The sequence below is a fragment of the Streptomyces uncialis genome, assembly GCF_036250755.1.
Taxonomy (GTDB): domain Bacteria; phylum Actinomycetota; class Actinomycetes; order Streptomycetales; family Streptomycetaceae; genus Streptomyces; species Streptomyces uncialis.
On the sequence record NZ_CP109583.1, the window covers coordinates 8,483,944 to 8,502,779 of the forward strand.

General features: G+C 74.0%; 16 protein-coding genes. 8 read left to right on the forward strand and 8 right to left on the reverse strand.

Annotation, left to right across the window (positions count from 1 at the left end; all coding sequences use genetic code 11):
- Window positions 1-426 precede the first annotated feature (426 nt).
- Window positions 427-1,794 (forward strand): amidohydrolase family protein, encoded by a 1,368-nt coding sequence (locus tag OG711_RS35610; RefSeq protein ID WP_266511805.1) that lies wholly within the window; start codon window positions 427-429, stop codon window positions 1,792-1,794.
- Window positions 1,795-1,919: 125 nt separating this feature from the next.
- On the opposite strand, the gene OG711_RS35615 is transcribed toward OG711_RS35610, so the two are convergent.
- Window positions 1,920-3,332: an MFS transporter gene (locus tag OG711_RS35615; RefSeq protein ID WP_329562825.1), complete on the reverse strand. Its 1,413-nt coding sequence runs from the start codon at window positions 3,330-3,332 to the stop codon at window positions 1,920-1,922.
- A 102-nt stretch (window positions 3,333-3,434) separates the two neighbouring features.
- On the opposite strand from OG711_RS35615, the gene OG711_RS35620 reads away from it, so the two are divergent.
- Window positions 3,435-4,352 carry a helix-turn-helix transcriptional regulator gene (locus OG711_RS35620; RefSeq protein WP_079184658.1) on the forward strand — a complete coding sequence of 306 codons (918 nt, stop codon included), beginning with the start codon at window positions 3,435-3,437 and terminating at the stop codon, window positions 4,350-4,352.
- 188 nt (window positions 4,353-4,540) lie between these two features.
- Here the strand turns inward: OG711_RS35620 and OG711_RS35625 are convergent, their stop codons facing one another.
- Complete coding sequence (locus OG711_RS35625; protein ID WP_329562827.1) at window positions 4,541-5,449, reverse strand: LysR family transcriptional regulator; 909 nt, start codon at window positions 5,447-5,449, stop codon at window positions 4,541-4,543.
- 71 nt (window positions 5,450-5,520) lie between these two features.
- On the opposite strand from OG711_RS35625, the gene OG711_RS35630 reads away from it, so the two are divergent.
- Window positions 5,521-6,432 carry a dihydrodipicolinate synthase family protein gene (locus OG711_RS35630; RefSeq protein ID WP_266511795.1) on the forward strand — a complete coding sequence of 304 codons (912 nt, stop codon included), beginning with the start codon at window positions 5,521-5,523 and terminating at the stop codon, window positions 6,430-6,432.
- 21 nt (window positions 6,433-6,453) lie between these two features.
- Here OG711_RS35630 and OG711_RS35635 read toward each other — a convergent pair whose 3' ends face one another.
- Window positions 6,454-7,302, reverse strand: a complete 849-nt coding sequence (locus OG711_RS35635) for a hypothetical protein (RefSeq protein ID WP_329562830.1) — start codon at window positions 7,300-7,302, stop codon at window positions 6,454-6,456.
- A 154-nt stretch (window positions 7,303-7,456) separates the two neighbouring features.
- Between OG711_RS35635 and OG711_RS35640 the strand changes: the two genes are divergently transcribed.
- Window positions 7,457-8,206: a DUF4118 domain-containing protein gene (locus tag OG711_RS35640; RefSeq protein WP_073788782.1), complete on the forward strand. Its 750-nt coding sequence runs from the start codon at window positions 7,457-7,459 to the stop codon at window positions 8,204-8,206.
- 253 nt (window positions 8,207-8,459) lie between these two features.
- On the opposite strand, the gene OG711_RS35645 is transcribed toward OG711_RS35640, so the two are convergent.
- Window positions 8,460-10,115 (reverse strand): penicillin-binding transpeptidase domain-containing protein, encoded by a 1,656-nt coding sequence (locus OG711_RS35645; RefSeq protein ID WP_329562832.1) that lies wholly within the window; start codon window positions 10,113-10,115, stop codon window positions 8,460-8,462.
- A gap of 86 nt (window positions 10,116-10,201) precedes the next feature.
- Here OG711_RS35645 and OG711_RS35650 point away from each other — a divergent pair, with 86 nt between their 5' ends.
- From OG711_RS35650 to OG711_RS35660, 3 genes are all read left to right on the forward strand, one after another.
- The gene (locus tag OG711_RS35650; RefSeq protein ID WP_266511784.1) at window positions 10,202-11,203 is read left to right on the forward strand and encodes a LysR family transcriptional regulator; all 1,002 of its coding nucleotides are present in this window, start codon (window positions 10,202-10,204) and stop codon (window positions 11,201-11,203) included.
- Complete coding sequence (locus tag OG711_RS35655; protein WP_073788778.1) at window positions 11,200-12,102, forward strand: serine hydrolase; 903 nt, start codon at window positions 11,200-11,202, stop codon at window positions 12,100-12,102. Before OG711_RS35650 ends, OG711_RS35655 begins: the two co-directional genes overlap by 4 nt.
- 476 nt (window positions 12,103-12,578) lie before the next feature.
- Window positions 12,579-13,874, forward strand: a complete 1,296-nt coding sequence (locus tag OG711_RS35660) for a hypothetical protein (protein WP_329562837.1) — start codon at window positions 12,579-12,581, stop codon at window positions 13,872-13,874.
- Here OG711_RS35660 and OG711_RS35665 read toward each other — a convergent pair.
- From OG711_RS35665 to OG711_RS35675, 3 genes are all read right to left on the reverse strand, one after another.
- Complete coding sequence (locus OG711_RS35665) at window positions 13,858-14,292, reverse strand: ATP-binding protein (protein ID WP_079184656.1); 435 nt, start codon at window positions 14,290-14,292, stop codon at window positions 13,858-13,860. The two genes, OG711_RS35660 and OG711_RS35665, sit on opposite strands and share 17 nt — an antisense overlap.
- 316 nt (window positions 14,293-14,608) lie before the next feature.
- Complete coding sequence (locus tag OG711_RS35670) at window positions 14,609-14,950, reverse strand: ArsR/SmtB family transcription factor (protein ID WP_073788749.1); 342 nt, start codon at window positions 14,948-14,950, stop codon at window positions 14,609-14,611.
- Window positions 14,951-15,086: 136 nt separating this feature from the next.
- The gene (locus OG711_RS35675; protein WP_329562840.1) at window positions 15,087-15,908 is read right to left on the reverse strand and encodes a lipase family protein; all 822 of its coding nucleotides are present in this window, start codon (window positions 15,906-15,908) and stop codon (window positions 15,087-15,089) included.
- Window positions 15,909-16,440: 532 nt separating this feature from the next.
- Between OG711_RS35675 and OG711_RS35680 the strand changes: the two genes are divergently transcribed.
- Complete coding sequence (locus OG711_RS35680; RefSeq protein WP_079184709.1) at window positions 16,441-17,481, forward strand: PP2C family protein-serine/threonine phosphatase; 1,041 nt, start codon at window positions 16,441-16,443, stop codon at window positions 17,479-17,481.
- Between the two features lie 13 nt (window positions 17,482-17,494).
- On the opposite strand, the gene OG711_RS35685 is transcribed toward OG711_RS35680, so the two are convergent.
- Window positions 17,495-18,808, reverse strand: a complete 1,314-nt coding sequence (locus OG711_RS35685; RefSeq protein ID WP_266511768.1) for an MFS transporter — start codon at window positions 18,806-18,808, stop codon at window positions 17,495-17,497.
- Window positions 18,809-18,836: the final 28 nt, after the last annotated feature.

Consider the following 18,836-nt stretch of genomic DNA (forward strand, 5'->3'; position numbering starts at 1 on the left):
TGTCAGTCTAGACCGCACACCCGGATGTGCAGCCAGACTGTACGAAGGTGATCGCCCCGCCCGCCGCATCACCTGCGGAACGGTCCCGGGAGCGCGGCGACGCGCCTCCAGGACGCGCTACGGGCCTCCCCGCCCGAGGGGCCGCAGAAAGCCCCCAGTACTCCTCCCCGTACTCCTCTGAACTGCACACTTCATTACGTACGGTAATCCTCGCGAGGTCGCCCGTGGCGGTCGCCGCCCAACACCCGGCCCGCCCGCGCCCGTTGCCGGGAGCCGTGCGCGGCCCGTCGCGTCACCCCGCGCCACATGTCCAGTGAGGCTTGACAGTGCGCGCGGCGCGTTCCTACGCTCACCGGACGACGAGAGGCGCCACCACACCCCCCGGCCTCCGTGCGGGCAGCCCAGCTCAATGCAGAGGAGAACGTGGTGAAGCGAACCCTCATCCAGAACGCCTCGATCATCAGCGTCGACCCGGCCCTCGGGAACCTCGACGGTGCCGACCTCCTCATCGAGGGCACCAGGATCGCCGCGGTCGGACACGACCTGCCGTCCGACGGTGCGGAGATCGTCGACGGGCGCGGCACCATCGTGATGCCGGGCATGATCGACACCCACCGCCACCTCTGGCAGACCGTGCTGCGCAACATCGCCGCCGACTGGACCCTCAGCCAGTACTTCGCCGGGGTACGCGTACAGCTCGGCGGACACTTCCGGCCCGAGGACGTCTACGCGGGGAACCTCGCCGGGGCCTACGAAGCACTCAACGGCGGTGTGACGACCGTCCTCGACTGGTCGCACAACATGAACACCCCCGAGCACGCGGACGCGGCGGTCGAGGCGCTCAAGGCGACCCACGGCAGATTCGTCATGTGCTACGGCAACAGCAACGACGAATGGCTCCCGGTCAGCGACCGCCCGACGAACGCCGCCGACGCCCGCCGGGTACGCGCCCAGCACTTCTCCTCCGACGACCAGCTCGTCCGGATGGGCATGGCCCTGCGCGGCCCCCAGTACGCCACCAAGGACGTCACCCTCGACGACTGGGCACTCGCCAGGGAACTGGGCGTCCTGATCTCCGTCCATGTCGGTGACGGCGCCTGGGGACGCGACCGCCCGGTCGCCTGGCTCGCCGAGAACGGACTGCTCGGCCCCGACGTGGTGTGCGCGCACTGCAACTCGCTCGCGGACGACGAGTTCCGGATCATGGCCGACTCCGGCTGCTCGGCCGCGATGACCCCCGAGATCGAGATGCAGATGGGCCACGGCTGGCCCGCCACCCGGCGCCTGCTCGACGTGGGCATGGCCCCCAGCCTCGGCATCGACATCGCCACCTGCAACAGCGGCCATCTCTTCCAGGTGATGCGCACCGTGCTCCTCGTGGAACGCGCCTTCGCCCACGCGGACGCCGCGCGCCGAGGCGAGACCCTGGACGAGCAACTGCCGGTGAGCACCAAGGACGCCATCGAGTTCGCCACCATCAACGGTGCCAAGGCGCTCCGGCTCGACCACCGCATCGGGTCCCTCACCCCCGGCAAGGACGCCGACGTGGTGCTGCTCCGGGCGGACGGTATCGAGATGGCGCCGATGAACAACGCCGCGGGCGCGGTCGTGCTCGCGGGCCATCCCGGACTGGTCGACTCCGTGTGGGTCGCCGGGCGCCGGGTGAAGTCCGGCGGGCGCCTCGTCGGCGTCGACGAGCGCAAGGTGGTCCAGCAGGTCGACCGCTCACGTGACTTCGTCCTCGCCCGGGCGGGCGTCGAACAGGGCGGACGCTTCCACCCGGCGGGCTACTGACGGCACGGGCGGCCGACGACCCGGCGACCTGAACCGGCGGCCGACGGCCTCTGCCACCGCCGACGACCCCGGCGGCCGTGGCAGGACAACGCCCCGCCCGGCCGCGGACAGCCCGACGTGTGCGGTCAGCGGCGGGGGATGAACGCGGCACACAGTCCGGCCAGCAGCATGAGGCAGGCGGCGACGAGGTTGACGGCCGCCCCGGCCCCGGCCGTACCCGACGACGTGGCGGACGGTGCCATCGCGAGGTAGACACCGCCCAGCACCGCGACCCCGACGGCCTGCCCGAGCTGGGTCGCCGTCGCCGTCAGCCCGCTCGCGTCCGCCGCGTCCCGGGGCGCCACCCGCGACAGCGCCGCGTGCAGCGCGGGACCGTACGCCGCACCCATCCCCGCACCCGCGAGAGTCGCGGACAGCTGGTACAGCGGACCGGCCGGGCCGAGCCCGGACGCGACCAGAGCCACACCGGCGTAGCCCGAGGCCGACACGGCCAGCGCCGCCGGGACCAGCCCGTGGTGGTACCGGGCAGGGACCCGCCGCCAGTTCAGCCCCACCAGCCCGAATCCCAGGGCGGGCAGGACAAAGGCCAGACCCGCCGCCAGTGGGGACAGCCCGAGACCGCCCTGGAAGTACAGCGTCATGGCGAACAGGAACCCCGCGTACCCGGCCATCATCAGGAAGACGGCCATGGTCGCGGGCACCGCCCCCGGCGCCCGCAGCACCGCGCGCGGCAGCAGCGGCACGGCCGCGGCGCGCTGGGTCACGGCGAACACACCGAAGAACACCGCACTGCCCGCCAGCATCAACAGGCATTCCACCGGCCACCCCCACTCGTGCCCCACCGTCAACGGCACGACCAGCAGCAGTACGGCGGACGACAGTGTCAGCAGCCCCGGGAGATCGAGTCCCCGCGCGCCCCGGGCACGGTCGGCGGGCAGCCGGTCCACGGGCAGCAGACGTGCCGCGGCCACCAGCAGTACGAGCCCGATGGGCACGTTCACCAGGAAGACCGGACGCCAGCCGGAGCCCGCGATGTCCGCGCCGGTCAGGACCCCGCCGAGCACCTGCCCGGTGACGGCCCCGCCCGCCAGCACGGTCGTGTACGCGCTGACGGCCCGCGCCCGGGCCGCGCCCGTGAAGGCCAGCTGGATGAGACTGAGCACCTGGGGCACCATCAGCGCGGCCCCGGCACCCTGGAACAGCCTGAAGGCGACGAGCCGTTCGGTCGTCCCGGCGAGACCGCATGCCAGGGACGCCACCGTGAACAGGGCGAGCCCGATGAGGAACAGCCGCCGGTGACCGAACATCCGGCCCAGCCGCGCGCCGGTGACCAGGAGCACCGCGTACACGACCGTGTACCCGGCCACGACGAACTGGAGGGCCGCCCCGGAGGCGCCCAGATCCGCGCGGACGGACGGCGCCGCCACCGTCACGATGGTGGCGTCGAGGATCGCCATGAACTGCCCGGCCAGCACGACGAGGAGCAGCGGCCGCGTCCCGCCCCGGAGGGACGTGGCCGGTGAACTGGGTGTGGTCATGCCGAGCAGCGTGCGGCGCGGAGGGGAACGGTGGCAGAAGCCCGGTGATCCTGGTACCGACAGCACCTGGTACCCGTACCGGCCCTCGGTCAGGATGGCCGGATGACCACCGCACCGGTATCGAGCCACCGACCTTCGCGCCGGGCCGAGTTGGCCGCCTTCCTGCGCAGCCGCCGGGGCCGTGTCGCCCCGGCCGACGTGGGTCTCGCGCCCGGCATCCGACGGCGCACCCCGGGACTGCGCCGCGAGGAGGTCGCCCAGCTCGCCGGGGTCGGTGTCACCTGGTACACCTGGCTGGAGCAGGGCCGCCCGATCAACGCCAGCACCCAGGTACTGGACGCGGTCGCCCGCACGCTCCGGCTCGACCACGCCGAACGCGAGCACCTGTACCGGCTGGCCGGTGTCCCCACCGTCCCGCCGACCGCTGCCGTGGAGGAACGTCCCCTGGGCCCCGAGGTGCAGCTCATCCTCGACGCCCTCGGTCCGCTCGCCGCCGCCGTCTACTCCAGCCGCTTCGATCTGAAGGCGTGGAACGCCACGTACGCGAGGCTGTTCCACGGCTTCGTGGCCGAACCGCCCGAGCGCCGCAATGTGCTCCGGCAGCACTTCACCGCGAGGTCGTGCTGCAATCTGTTCATCGACCCGATCGCCGATGTCACCCCCATGGTCGCGATGCTGCGGGCGGCGTTCGGGCGTCATCTGACCGACCCCTCCTGGACCCGCTTCGTCCACGGACTGGCCGCCGCCAGCCCTGAGTTCGCCCGGATGTGGAGTGCGCATGACGTCGCCGAGCCCGGCCCCAGGACCCGGGTCCTGCACTACGACGAGGTCGGGGAAGTACGGCTGACCAGCACGAGCCTCGACCTCGCCGGCACCCCCGAGACCCGGATCGTCGTCCACACACCCGCCGACGACCGCTCCCGGGACCGCGTCACGGCCCTGCTCGCACACCCACCAGCGCGCTGCTCCGCACCGGACTGCCCGGATCACGCGCCCAGGGCCCCGGCCGGCCCGTACTGATCGCGTCCGGCCGCGCGGGGGGCACCGGTCGGCACCGCCACGACCCCGGTCGCCACCGGCACCGAACGGCGGCGGCCGTCGCCCCGACACCGTCCGGCCGCCATCAGCCCGGGCCCGTCCTCAGTACCGCCCCACCGGCCCCGCCCCCGTCGCCCCGCCCCCGTGCCCGTCGCACCACCCCGCCGACGTCACGACCCCCCGGTCAGCTCCGCCGGGACCGCGCCGCGCAGCGCCTCGGCCACGGCGGTGATCGCCGGATGCCGTCCCGCGCCACGGCGGTACGCGATCGTGGTGCGCCGCCGCACGGGCAGCCGGGTCAGCGAGACGGCGGCCGGTACGTCCACCAGCCCGAGACGCGGCACCAGCGCGACCCCCTGACCGGCGGCCACCAGCGCGAGCACCGTGGTGAAGTCGTCGACCCGGTGGCGGACATGGGGGGTGAAGCCCGCGGCCTGGCACGCCCGTACCGTCATCGTGTGGCAGAGGGTCCCGGGCGTCGCGGTGATCCAGGGGGCGGCGCTCCACCCGGCGAGCACGGACAGCCCGGTCCCCGTCGTACGGGCCGGAGCGGCCGACGCCAGGTACATCGGCTCGGCGCACAGCGGCTCGACCGCGAGTCCGGGCTCGGTGGGCGCGGGCACGAAGTCGTACTCGTGCAGCAGCGCGACATCCAGGTCACCCGCCCGCAGCGCGTCTGCCACCCGCGCCGGGTCGGTCTCCGACACCAGGGGCTCCAGCCCCGGATACCGGGCGCCCAGCACGGTCAGCGCGGCGGGCAGGATCGCCCGGGTCGCGCTGGGGAACGCCCCGATGCGCAACGGACCCGACGGGCCGTGCCGCGCCTCGGCCAGCTCGGCGGCGGCCAGCTCCAGCCGCTCCAGCACGTCCTCCGTACGGCACACCAGCCGCTGACCGGCGGGCGTGAGCGCGACCCGCCGCCCGGACCGTTCCAGCAGGGCGACACCCGCCTCGCGTTCGAGGACGCTCAACTGCTGGGAGACGGCGGACGGCGTGAAGGAGAGCGCTTCCGCGACCGCGGCGATGGTGCCCCGGTGCGACAGCTCCCTCAGCAGACGCAGACGCCGGACATCGAGCATCAGTTCAGCTTACGTGTCGGCTCGGAAACGCGAACTGGACCTACCGGTACCCCGCGGACCACCCTTGCCACATGACCTGGCACACACCCGTCGACGGGCTCCACGTACCGCTCATCACCCCCTTCACCGCCGAGGGGACGGTGGCGGCGGACGCACTCGAAGCGCTCGCCCGTGCCGCCCTGGACGCGGGCGCCACCGGACTCGTGGCCCTGGGCACGACAGGCGAGACCGCCGTGCTCGACGCGGACGAACGGCGGACGGTCGTGGAGGTCTGCGCCCGGGTCTGCGAGGAACGCGGCGCCCACCTGACGGTCGGCGCGGGGTCCAACGACACCCGGGCCGGTGAGCGCGCGCTGGCCGGTCTCGCCGGGACCGGGGCGAGCGCGGCGCTGGTGACGGTCCCCGCCTTCACCCGCCCGTCCGAGGAAGGCGTCGTCGCCCACTTCACCCGGCTGGCGGCGGCCTGCCCCGTCCCGCTGATCGTCTATCACATTCCCTACCGCACCGGGCTGCCGCTGAGCGTGGACGCGCTCCGCGCGCTGGCCCGGATTCCCGGCGTCGCCGCAGTCAAGTACGCACCGGGCGCCATCACCCAGGACACCATGGAACTGCTGGGCGACCCGGTGCCCGGGTTCTCCGTCCTCGCGGGCGACGACGTCTTCGTCTCCCCGCTCCTCGCGCTCGGCGCCTCCGGCGCGATCCTCGCCTCCGCGCATCTCGCCACCGGCCGGTTCGCCGAACTCGCCGCCGCCTGGCGGTCCGGTGACACCGTACGGGCCCGGGACCTCGGGCACGCCCTGGCCCGGATGTCGGCCGCGCTGTTCCGCGAACCCAACCCCGCGGTCGTCAAGGGGGTCCTGCACGAACGCGGCCTGATCCCCACCGCCGAGGTACGGCTGCCGCTGCTGCCCGCCCGGCCGGACAGTGTGTCGCGGGCGCTGCGGCTGCTGACGGAGGTGGAGGGGACGGTGACGGCCGCGTGACCGGCGCCGGGGGCGCGGCGCTCAGAGGAACAGCACCTCGACCGGCAGATAGAGGAACACGTACGCGGTGAAGACCAGCGCCGGGACACCGAGCAGCACGAGCCCGCTCACCTGGGCGAGGACGACCGACGAGGGCAGTACGGACGTGGCCCGTCCGGGGCGGTTCGGGTCGTACGTCACCTGTATCTGCTCCGGATGCTGATGGCTCTGTGTGTCGAAGCCGATCGGAACCCGGTGCTCCACACCCTGTGTGTCGGTGAAGCGGTAGAGGTTCTTCCTGTCGCCGGAGAGCTCGTGTTCCGCCGTGACGGAGACGCCGCGTCCCCGCAGAACGATCCGCAGCCACAGCCCCTTGACGATCTTGACCGATCCCACCACCCCGGCCAGGGTCACCGCCCCGAAGGCCCAGTACAGGACGGCGTCCCCGTCCCCCGCCACGAGCATCAGCGCCAGGCCCGCCAGATACAGCGCGACACCGATCAGGCGGCGGACCCGTGGCATGTCGTCGCGGAGCCGGACCGCGGCTTCCCGTGCCACGACCTCCACCAGTGATTCCCCGTCGACACGGGGCGTGTGCACGTCCCGCGGGGGCCGCCCGGCGTTGACCGCGTCACGGAGCGCGGCCAGCGTCGCCGCGTAGCGGCTCGTGAAGCGGTACGTGGTCGCCGCCCTGCCCGGAGCCGCGGTCAGCACGATCTCCAGGGTCCGGCCGTCCGGTGTCCGGGCCTCCTCGACGGCCGTCAGCGGTATGCGCCTTCGGACCGCGCCCCGCGTCAGCGACACGGCTCCGTCCTCCAGCGAGATCCGGTCGGAACGGCCGGAGCGAAGCGTCAGGGGCTGCGGGCGCGAGGCCGGAGGAGGGTTCTTCATGCACGGATCGTAGGCGCGGCGGACCTGGGCGACCAAGCGCGACGGTCGGCGCACGACGGCCCGCCCGGGGTCACCGTGGAACGCGCACTCAAGGGGGCGCGGCGCCCCGGTTGCCGGGAGCCTCCGTGGTAAGCAGTGGGGCGGAGGTGACGGAGTGACCAAGTACCCCCTGCGTGACCGTGTCGCGGTGGTGGCCGCCCTGGTGGGCCCGCCGCTGGTCGCGCTGTTGCTCGTGCCCTTCCGGGACAGCCTGTCGCACACCAACGCGGCACTGGTCCTCGTCGTGGTCGTCGTCGCTGTCGCGGCGGGCGGCAACCGGGTGGCGGGCGCGCTCACCGCGGTGTCCGCCGCGGTGTGGTTCGACTTCCTCCTCACCCGCCCCTACCAGAGCCTCGGTATCGACGCCGCCGACGATGTCGAGACGGCCGTCCTGCTCCTCGCCGTCGGCCTGGTGGTGTCCCAGCTGGGCGCCCGGGCCCGGCGTCTGGAGGTCGTCGTGGTCACCGGCGCGGCGGACCTCGCCCGTATCCACGACACCGCCGAACTGGCCCGCGCCACGACCTCCGCCGACGCGGTCGTCACCCATGTCAAGGGCCAGCTGACCGAACTGCTCCAGCTGCGCGACTGCCGCTTCGAGTACGGCTCCCTGCTCGGCCACCCGCCCCGGCTTGAGCAGGACGGCGGGGTCAGCGCCGGACGCCGCCGCTGGGACGTCGACCAGCGGGGCTGGCCCCGGGGCGAGATCGAACTGCGGGCCATCGGCAACGGCCACTACCAAGGCCGCTTCATGCTCACCCCCGCCGAGGGGACGGCCCCGCCCCTGACGGCCCGGCTCGTCGCCGTGATCCTCGCCGACCAGGCGGGCGCCGCCCTCGACACCGCGGGCCCGGAACCCCGCCCCTGACGGCCCCGGCCCGCCCGGCCCGGCCCGCCCGGCCCCGCTCCGCCCGACCTCGGCCCGCCCGTACCCCGCCCGCCTGGCACCGTCCGCCCGCCCGGCCCAGGTCCCGCCCGGCCCAGGTCCCGCCCGGCGTCGGCCCGGCCACCACCGCCCCCGCGACGGTGCGTCCGGCCAGGGCCCGCCACCCGCTGGGCCGCCCGCGCTCGGCCGCCCGCCACCCGCTGAGCCGCCCGCTGCTCAGCCACCCGCAACCCGCTCAGCCGCCCGCGGCCACCGCTTCGAGGAACTCCGCCGCCACCGGACCCGCGTCCGCGCCGCCCGACCCGCCGTCCTCGATCAGCACCGAGAAGGCCAGATCGCCCTGGTAGCCGATGAACCAGGCGTGGGTGCGCGGCGGCGAATCGGTGCCGAACTCGGCGGTGCCGGTCTTGGCGCCCGGCTCGCCGGGCAGCCCGCGCAGCGCCTCGCCCGAACCCTCGGTGACCACCGCCCGCATCAGGGACCGCAGTGCGGCCGCCGTACCGGCGGGCAGCGGGGCCGTGGCCTTCGCGCGCTTCCCGGCCGCGTCCGGTACCAGCACCGGCTGACGGAACGTCCCGTCCTTCACCGTCGCCGCGACCGACGCCATCACCAGCGGACTCGCCTCCACCCGGCCCTGCCCGATCATCGCGGCGGCCTTGTCGTTCTCGCCGGTGGTGCGCGGCACGGAACCGTCGTACGTGGTGGTGCCCGCGTTCCACTCCGGGCCGATGCCGAACCATCCGGCCGCCTCGCTGAGACTGTCGTCGTCCAGCCGGTCGCGCAGCCCGATGATGCCGGTGTTGCAGGACCGGGCGAAGCCCTCCCGGAACGTCGACCCGGCGGGCAGCGCGAACAGGTGCTGGTTCTCGAAGCGCTGGCCGTTCACCCGCTCGTAGCGCGGGCAGGGCACCGGGGTGTCGCCCCGTACCCCCTTCCCGATCAGCGCGGCGGCGGTGATCACCTTGAAGTCGGAGCCCGCCGCGTACCGTCCGCGCAGGGAACGGTTCGCGCCGGTGGGCGGATTGTCGGCGGCGGCGAGTATCTCCCCGGTGCTCGGCCGTACGGCCACGACCGCCGCGTTCTTGTCCAGCCCCTTCAGCGCCCCCTCGGCGGCCCGCTGGACGGCCGGGTCCAGGGTCGTCCGCACGGGCTCGCCCCGGCGGCCCTCGGCTGTGTGCAGGGTGGCGAGCGTCCGGCCGGTGCTGGTGCCGACGATGGCCACCGAGTCCGCGGGCTTCCCGGCGAGCCGCTTGTCGTAGCGGTACTGGAGACCGCTCTTCCCGGGGCTGCCGACCAGCGCCGGGGCCAGCCCGTCGAGCGGGCTGCCGTCGGCGGCCCGCAGCTCCCCGCGGTTCCCGGTGTCGGGCCGCAGGGCCAGTTCGCTGCCCTCGGTCAGCCGGGGATGCAGCACGGCGGGACTCCAGCGCACCACCCAGCGCCCGTCCGCGCGGACCACGGGCGCCGACGAGTCGTAGGCCCAGGTGCCGCCGCCCGGGAGACGGAACGTGGCACGGAACCGGTGGCCGCCCTGATCGGTGGGCGCGCCCCGGACGAGGGAGACCTTCCGGGCCGGCAGGTCCTCGGCGAGCTTCGTCAGCCGGGCGGAGGCCGCCGCGGGCCGGTCGGTGTGCGCTCCGGCCCGGTCGGCGTCGCCGCGGGCCCACGCGTCGAGGAAGCCGTCGACCGCGGCGGTCCGCGCGTCGGGCTTCCCGTCGTCCCCGCCGAGCAGGCTCCACGCCGCCGTGCCGCCCCCGGCCAGGACGACCAGGGCGACGGCCACGGGCAGCAGCCGCCGCCGGGGCCGGGAGGACCCTGTACCGGAGCCGTGGCCGGAGGCCGTGCGGCCGTGGTGCGCGTTGTAGTCGTTGTCGTCGTCGTTGTTGTCGGACATGGCCCCAGCTCAGCAGGCCGGACGGCTCCCGGGCCAAGAGCCCTATCCCGTCCGCCCCCATAGCGGAACGGCTATGATCGCTGCTCGTGGACCTGGTCAAACATGTCCGGTACTTCGTCGCCGTTACAGAAGAAAGACACTTCGGACGTGCGGCGGCCCGGCTCGGGATGGCCCAGCCGTCGCTCTCGCAGCGCATCCAGCGGCTGGAGCGGGAACTCGGCGTGCGCCTCTTCGACCGCACCAGCCGGGGCGTCGAACTGACCGAGGGCGGACGGCTGCTGCTCGCCGAGGCACGGCCCCTGATCGAGCGGGCCGACACCCTGCTCGGCGTCGCCGCCCGGGTGCGCAGCGGCGCGGCCGGGGTGCTGCGCGCCGCCGTGCCGCCGGAACTCGGCAGCGCCGTCGTCGCGGCCCTGGTCGGCGGATTCCGGGACGGCTCGCCAGGTGTCCGGCTCGCCCTGCGGGAACTCGGCGCGGGCACCCAGCTCACCGAACTGCGGGCCGGGACGCTCGACGTGGGAGTGCTCCGGTACCCCGTCGACGTGGCGGGACTCGGCCTCGGCGAGGTCCTGTCCAGGCCGTACGGGGTGGTGCTGCCGCACACCCCGGGAGCTGGCTGCGGCCCGCCCGGCGCCCCGCCGCCGCACGGGGGAGCGGGCGGGCCGGTAGGGCTGGCCTCGCTCAGCGGACTCGACCTCGTGCTGTTCCCCCAGCCGTCCGCGCCCGCCCTGCACGCCGAGATACTGGCGGTCTGCCGCCGCCACGGCTTCGAGCCGGGCACGGTGATCGCCGGACAGGACCCCGAGTTCGTCGACGGCATGGTCCTCTCCGGAACGGCCGTCACCTTCGCCACCCGCGACCGCAAGCTGCCGCCGGGCACGGCCTGGCATCCCCTGGAGGGCGAACCCTTGCTGGAACAGGTGTCCGCCGCCTGGTTGCGCGGCCGGCAGGACGATCCGGTGGTACGGCTGTTCGCCGAGGTGGCGCGGAGCGTGCTCACCGAACGAGGAGGAATGGTCCCGGTGATGGAGACCGCCGCGGCCCGGCGGACCACGCTGCCCGGCCCCGCCTACGGATACACCGTATGAACGCGCCCGGGGAAGGAACCCCGCGGGGCACCGGTGTCCGCTCCCGCATCCGGTCCGTGTTCACCGACGCGGGGGTCACCGGCTGGATGCACGCACTCGACCTGGGCGACGGCGCCGAGGTCGCCGTCGCCGCGGACACCCCGGTCAGCACGGCCAGCGTCCACAAGCTGTGCCTCGCGGTCACCGTCCAGCGGTTCGCCGACGAGGGCCGCCTGGACCTGGACGAACAGCTGGAGTCGCTGCCCGGCGACCGCACCCCCGGCCCCACCGGGCTGTCGATGCTGAGCGGCCCGGTCCGGATGTCGGTCCGTGATCTGCTCGCGATGGCCCTCACCGTCAGCGACAACGCGGCGGCCGACCTGCTCATCGACCGTGTCGGACTCGACGCGGTCAACGACGCCATGCGCGCCCTCGGGCTGCGCCGCACGGTCGCCGTGCAGACCATGCGCGACCTCATCGCCTCCATCGAGGAGGACTCCGGCGGCGACCCGGCCCGGCTGGCGTCCGACCCGGCGGTCCTGGGACGGCTGCGGGTCCTCGACCCGGCCCGCGCCAACCGCAGTACCCCCCGGGAGATGACCAGGCTGCTCGCGGCGCTCTGGCGGGACGAGGCGTGCTCGGCGGGGCGGGCCCGCGAACTGCGCGCGGTGCTGGGCCTCCAGGTGTGGCCCCACCGGCTCGCCTCCGGATTCCCGTACGACGACGTCCGCGTCCACGGCAAGACCGGCACCCTGCCGACCGTCCGCAACGAGGCCGGGGTGGTCGAGTACCCCGACGGCGGCCGGTACGCGGTGGCCGTCTTCACCCGCTCCGCCCGCACCGCCGCCCGCCAGCCCGCCGCCGACGCGGCGATCGGCACGGCGGCGAGGCTCGCGGTCCGCGCCCTGCGAGCCCCCTGACCACCCGCCCGCACCACGCCCCGGGACGCCAACGGCCCCCACCGGCCGCACACCCCCGGGCTCCCCACCGCGCCGTACACCCGTCCCCTGCCGTCGGCTGTACACCCGCCCCGCTCCCGTCGGCCGTACGCCCACTTCGCCCCCGTCGGCCGTACGCCCGCCCCGCTCCCGGGTGGGTCCGTACACCCGCCCCGGCCCCACCGGCCGTGAACGAGCCCCGGCCCGAGGCGGTCGGGGCGCACCGGGGGAGCCTCTTCCCGTCAGTGGCGGGCCGTGCGCCGGTCCGGGCGCGGCCCTCGGTGACCGCCCGGAAGCGGATCGCCGCTGCTCGGATGAGGCGCACCTGCCGAACGCCCCGGACCGGCCCGGCGATTTCCGGCCCATCGGACTTTTCGCCGGGGGAGCGGGGCAGGGTGACGGCGAACGACCGCCGGAGCCGTTCCGGCCCACGCGAACTGCCCGAAAGGGGAACGCCCGTGCCGCTCTTCAGGTACAAGCCGACCGGATACCAGTACACGGTGTCGCACATGGCTCCGCACACCACGGGAGGATGGAACGCGCTGTTCGTCTCCAACGAACAGGCCCTCGTGGTCGGCGAGGAGGCACAGCTCCACAAAGGCGCCCTGACCACCGCGTACGACGGCGCCCTCGGCTGGCTGCGGGGGGTGTGGACCAGCTGCGCCGAAGGCGCGTTACAACTGCCCGACGCGAACGGCGTACGACAACTCCTGCTGTTCCACGGTGACACCTACGCCTGGGCGAAGTGGGACAGCGGGATGCATGAGATGAGCGGATGGACCCGGCTGCGCCTCGGACCCCGGAGCAGGACCCTCGGTGAACTGCTCCCCGCCGACTGGTGTTCCGGGGTCGACGTCATGCTCCAGGCACCGTGCCACGCCGACGGCACCTGGCAGACGTACTTCTTCAAGGCCGACCGCGTCCTGACCCTGAACTGGGCGACCGGGGTCGTCCGTGACGTGCCCATCAGCCAGGGACCGGACAGCGGAGCGCCGGGCTGGGCGGCGCTGCCCGCCGACTTCACCCACGGCCTCGACCACCTGCTCGCACTGCCCCCCGCCGCCGACGGCACCCGCCGCTCCCTGCTGGTCAAGGGCGTGGACGGACTGATCCTCGACTGGGTCGCCGGGGTGGAACGCCGGGGCCCGCTGCACACCCTGACCCGGGGCCTGGCCCAGCTGACCGGCGACATGGCCACTCTCCGCCAGCCGTTCTCCGGACGCTACTCCTGGAGCGACGGGGCGAACCGGGTGGATCTGCGGATCGATCTGGAGGCCGCGGACACCTCGCGGGTGATCAGCGGGGAGCTGTTCACCGTCGCGGGACGGACCACCACGTACGCCAACTCCTTCCGCTGCGTACCCGGCACGGTGCGGGTCGGCCGGGGCTCCGTGCAGGTGTACGCCGATGTCGTGGAGTTCGCGCGACCGGCGCCGCCCACGTCGCTGTCGATCCTCATCGACCGCAAACCCGTCGGTGACGCCCCCGCCTTCGCCGTCTTCGACCTCAACCGCGACGATCCCTCCCAGACCCTCAACTGCCATGGCCCGAGGATCTCCCCGCACTGCCGCGCCATCGGCCACGAGACCGGCCCGACGGCCGGTCCCGAGCCGCTCGCGCGGTCCGGGACCACGGCCGCGCGGATACCCCCGGGCCACCGCCATCGTGTGCTGTCCGTGGCCTCCGCGTGGGCCGGTCCGGGCCTGTGGACACGTCCCGGCTCCGCCGGGGCGGCGGCTACAGGGGAAGGGTGATCCAGATGCTCTTGCCGCCGCCGTCCGAGTCCGGCCGGACGACCGCCGTGCCGCCGAGGCCCAGGGTGAGTTCGGTGACCATCGCGAGGCCCGAGCCGGGGGTGTGGGCCACCGCGCCGTGCAGCGCGGGCTGATAGGGGTGGCGGTCATGGACGCCGAAGGCGAGGGTGCCCGGCCCGGCGGTGTGGATGACGGTGAGGTTCGGGCAGTGGTCCGCCGCGTGCCGGACGCTGTTGGTGACCAGTTCGCCGAGGATCAGCAGCGCCGCGTCCGCGCTGGGGTGCCGGGGGCTGATGCCCCATTGGGTCAGCACCTGTTCGGTGACCTCGCGCGCCGTGCGCACGGCGCTCCCGGCGGCGGGCAGGGACAGGACGTTCCGCAGGGGCAGGCCCTCGGGCATGGTGTGCAGGAACGTCATCGCGTGGTCCTCGGGGCGCCCGGTCCCGCGACGGGCGGCCGGTCCGGTGCCCCCCGGGGCCCGGGCACCGCCGGGCGCGCACCCGGGGACCGATCCGGACGGCCCGGCGGGCCACCGGCCTTCGCCTGACACAGCGGAACCGACACGATCCTCGGACCCCTCCACGACTCGCCCGGCACGACGCCCCGCCCACGGCGGCCGGGCCCGGGTCACTCCAGCGCGTACAGGATGTAGTCAATTGCAGAATTCTGCAACTCCGCACGAGGTGAGGGCGCTTGGAGTTCCCCGACCGGCCGGGTCCCCGGCACCGCCGAGGTCAGCCGGGTTCGACGTCGGCGTCCCTCAGCTCCTCCAGCAGCACGTTCTGACCGGCCAGCATCTCGGTGAGGATCCGGCGGGCCGCCCGCATCAGATCCGCCACGTCCCCGCCCGCCAGCGCGTACACCACGGTCGAGCCCTCACGGGTGGCGGTGACGATCCCGGACCGGCGCAGCACGGCGAGCTGCTGGGAGAGCGCGGCCGGTTCGACATCCATCTCGGCGAGCAGATCACGTACCGCCGTCGGTCCGTTCTGCAACAGCTCCAGCACCCGGATACGCACCGGATGTCCGAGCATCTTGAAGAACTCGGCCTTCGCCTGGTACAGCGGCACCGCCACAGCCGTCCACCCTCCTCGAATCCCCCACCCGGCCGGGCCTGCGGCACGCACGGGCACAGCACCGTTGCAGATTAGTGCAACGGTTCCGGACGGCCGCCGTGGAGGTGGGCACGGCGGTGCGCCGGGGCGGGCGTGTTCAGCGCGGCACGTTCTTCTCCAGGTTCGTCAGATACGCGGCCATCAGATGGTCCCGGATGCCGTCGGAGGCGGGGGCGAACGCGTCGGCGGTCATCCCGCCGATCCTGTCGCCGACCCCGGCGGCGAACGGCATCCGGTCGTGCAGCCTGCCGTCGGCGTCGAAGTACCGCAGCCGCTCGACATGGGAGAACACCGGCGCGGGCGGCACCTGCGGCACGATGTCGTTGTTGTTGACGAACCGGTGGGTGCGGTTCTTCAACGCGTCGTTGTACGCGGTCGCCAGCAGCCGGTCGCAGGTGCGCGGCTGACCGTAGGTGAAGACGCCGTGCGGGCTGAGGTTCGGGTCCTCGAAACGCAGCCGTGCCCCCGAGAGCATGGCCAGCGCGCCGCCGAGGCTGTGCCCGGTCAGCCAGACGCTGCGTCCCGCGCCGCCGAACTCCACGACGGTGTCCCGGACCTCCGCGTGGACCGAGGCGAGGGCCAGATGGAAGCCGAGATGCACCAGCCCCTTCCCGGCGGGCCCCGGCACGGGAGGGGTGTTCCCGTCGGACAGCCAGTCCTTCAGCACGGCAGGTTCGGTGCCCCGGAACGCGACGATCACCATCCGGTCGCTCCCGGCCACGTACGCCTGGGTGTCCTCCAGCGGGAACGGCGCCGCGTGCGGGGTCCGGAAGTGCCGGAAGCGGCCGAAGCCCCACCCGGCCAGCTCCTCCCGGGCGGTGTCCTCGTCCGCGTACGCGGCCTGGGCGGCCCTGGCCAGCCAGTACGCCTGACGCGGGCTGTATCCGGTCTCGGAGTGGTCGAGGGCGGCGACGGGCACGGGGCCTCCTGGGCGACAGCGGTGGATCGGGTCGCTTCGGATCATCGACGGGCGGACGGACGTACGTACACCGCCGCTTGCCCCGTTCGGCGGGCGTACCGGGGCGCGTTCCGGCCCCCGCCGGACAGCGGGCGCCCCGCACGGCACACGCGCGGGCCGCAGGGGGCGCCGTACCGGAAGCAGCGGTGACCCGGGGCGGCCGTGGCCAAGGGGGCGTCGCGGCGGGACCGGCGGTTCGCCCCGGGGCTCGCCGTCGCATGGCGTGTGGCCGGGCTGTTGGCGCGCGGCTCTGGCAAGGTTGGCCGACGGTGCGTCACCGCCCACCCGGACCGGTACGCGCGAGCCGGTCCGTCCCCCCGGGCCGGCCGTACCGGACGGCCCCCGCCGCCGGGACCGCCCGGAGCCCCGCCGCCGGGGGCGGACCGGCCTCCCGGGCCGGACCCGACCGACGACCCCGACAGGAAGGCCCCGCGTGGACCTGGCGCAGACCCGCCCGACAGTGCCCCTGTTCGTCTCCGTACTGCCCGCCGTGATGATCGTGGCCGGGACGGTGTACGACATCATGATGCCCACCGAGTACACGGCCGTCCCGATGCTGTCCGCGGCGCCCCTGATCGCCGCCCCGTTCTTCTCCTGGCTGCCGACGCTCCTGATCAGCCTCGTCTCGGTGGTCGTCCTCGCCGGGCTGCACGCCTACGAGCACTCGTTGGCCGCGCCGCAGTCCTACACGGAACAGGTCACCCTCATCACCGTGGCCGCCCTGGCACTGCTGATCAACCAGGTCGTCCGGCGCGGCGGTGAGCGGCTGGCCTCCGCCCGGGTCGTCGCGGAGGCCGCGCAGCGGGCCGTACTGCCGACCCCGCCCGCACAGGTCGGCGCGCTGTCGGTCGCCGTCCGCTACGAGGCCGCGCTCGCGGACGCCTTCATCGGCGGCGACCTCTTCGCCGTGCAGGACACCGCGCGCGGGGTACGGCTGATCGTGGGGGACGTCCAGGGCAAGGGCCTGGACGCCGTCGCCGAGGTCGCCGTGGCCATCGGGGCGTTCCGGGAGGCCGCCGACCAGGAGACATCGCTGCGCGCGCTGGCCGGGCGGCTCGACGGCGCGATGAGCCGCGAGGCGACCCGCCGGGGCACGGCCGAGGCCGCGGAGTCCTTCACCACCGCGGTCCTCGGCGAGATCCCGCCCGGCACCGCCACCGTACGGCTCGTCAACCGCGGCCACCCCGCCCCGCTGATCCTGGGCCCCGGCGGCGAGGTGACCCGGCTGCCGCCCACGGCCCCGGCCCTGCCGCTGGGCATGGCCGGACTCGGCAGCTGGCCCGACCGCACGGACGAACACCCGCTGCCCGACGGGTCGATGCTGCTGTTCCACACCGACGGGCTCGACGAGGCACGCGACACCCACGGCGTCTTCTACGACCCGCCCGCCCGGCTGCGCGGCCGGAGCTTCCCCGGCCCCGAGCAACTGCTCGACTTCCTCATCACCGACGTACGCCGGCACACCGGCGGCCGGGCCACCGACGACCTCGCGCTCCTCGCCCTCTTCGCGGGCCCGCCGCCGCCCCCCGGATGACCGCCCCGACCCGTTACCCGCGAGACGTGGCGGTCTCCTTGAGGAACAGCCCGGCCAGCGCGCCGAGCACGAGCAGGATCGGCATCATCAGCAGCGCGTGACCGTAGTCGGCCAGATCGGGACTGTCGGGCAGCAGCCGCCCGGGGACCGCCTGGAGGACACCGCCGATGATGAAGCAGACCCCGTTGACGATGGCGGCGGAGCTGCCGACCAGGGCGCCGGGCACGGATTCCCCGGCCACCGTGAAGCCGAGCATATGGGCGCCGGCGAAGAGCCCGACGGTGAACATGGTGACGACGGAGACACTGTTGGTCTCCGTCGGCAGATAGATCAGCAGGGTCACCGCCGCGGCCTGGAGCAGGACCCCGACAACGGCCGGGATGCGGCGGTTGTTCCAGTGGTCGGACAGCAGATTGAACAGCGGCGCGCCCACGGCGAGCCCCAGCCACGACACGGCCGTCAGCACCGCCGCCAGGGAACTCTGCGCACCGCGTGCCTCCATCACCCGCGGACCCCACAGCACGCCCATGGCGAGCATCGAGCCGAACGACACCCCGGCGAGCGCCGCCGACAGGACGACGTTCCGGTTGCGGAAGCAGGCGCCGAGATCACGGAAGATGCTGGACACGAGCGGCGGACGCTTCGCGGAGGTGGCCCGCGCCAGTTGCTCCGGCCCGGGGGAGGGATTGCGGACCAGCAGGGCGAACAGAACGATCAGCAGCACCCCCGCCGCACCGAATCCGTTCAGCAGCTGCTGCCAGCCGACATGACCGAGCTGCCAGGAGATCGCGGGCTGACCGAAGGCGGACCCGAGCGACGCCAGCGACTGCACCAGCCCGAACATCAGCCCGTAGCGCGCCGCCGGGAACCACTGACCGCCGATGTACCCGGCGCCCACGAAGCCGAACGAGGAACCGATCGCGAGAACCACCTGCGCCGCGACGAGCGTGCCCATGCTGTCGGTCTGCGCGTACAGGAACGCCCCGGCGGTGACGAAGGCGACCGCGACCGTCAGCAGCGGACGGGACCCGAAACGGTCCAGCAGCGCCCCGGAGAAGAACTGGCACAGCGCGAACGCCCAGGTGTAGATCGACCCCGCGAGCCCGATCTGGGCGACCGTGAGCGCGGCGGTCCGCTGGATCTCCGGCGACACCACCGCGTAGCCGGTCTGGATCGAGAACAGCCAGATCACGAAGACCGTGCACAGACCCCAGACCAGCCACGCCTCGACCCCGCCGATCGTCCGGTGCGGGCCGTGCAGGAACCGCGCTCCGGGATGCTTGCGGAACCCGGCTCCGCCGTCGGACGCGGGAACGTTGCTCGCCATGACGGTGTCCTCCTGTTCGGTCGGATGG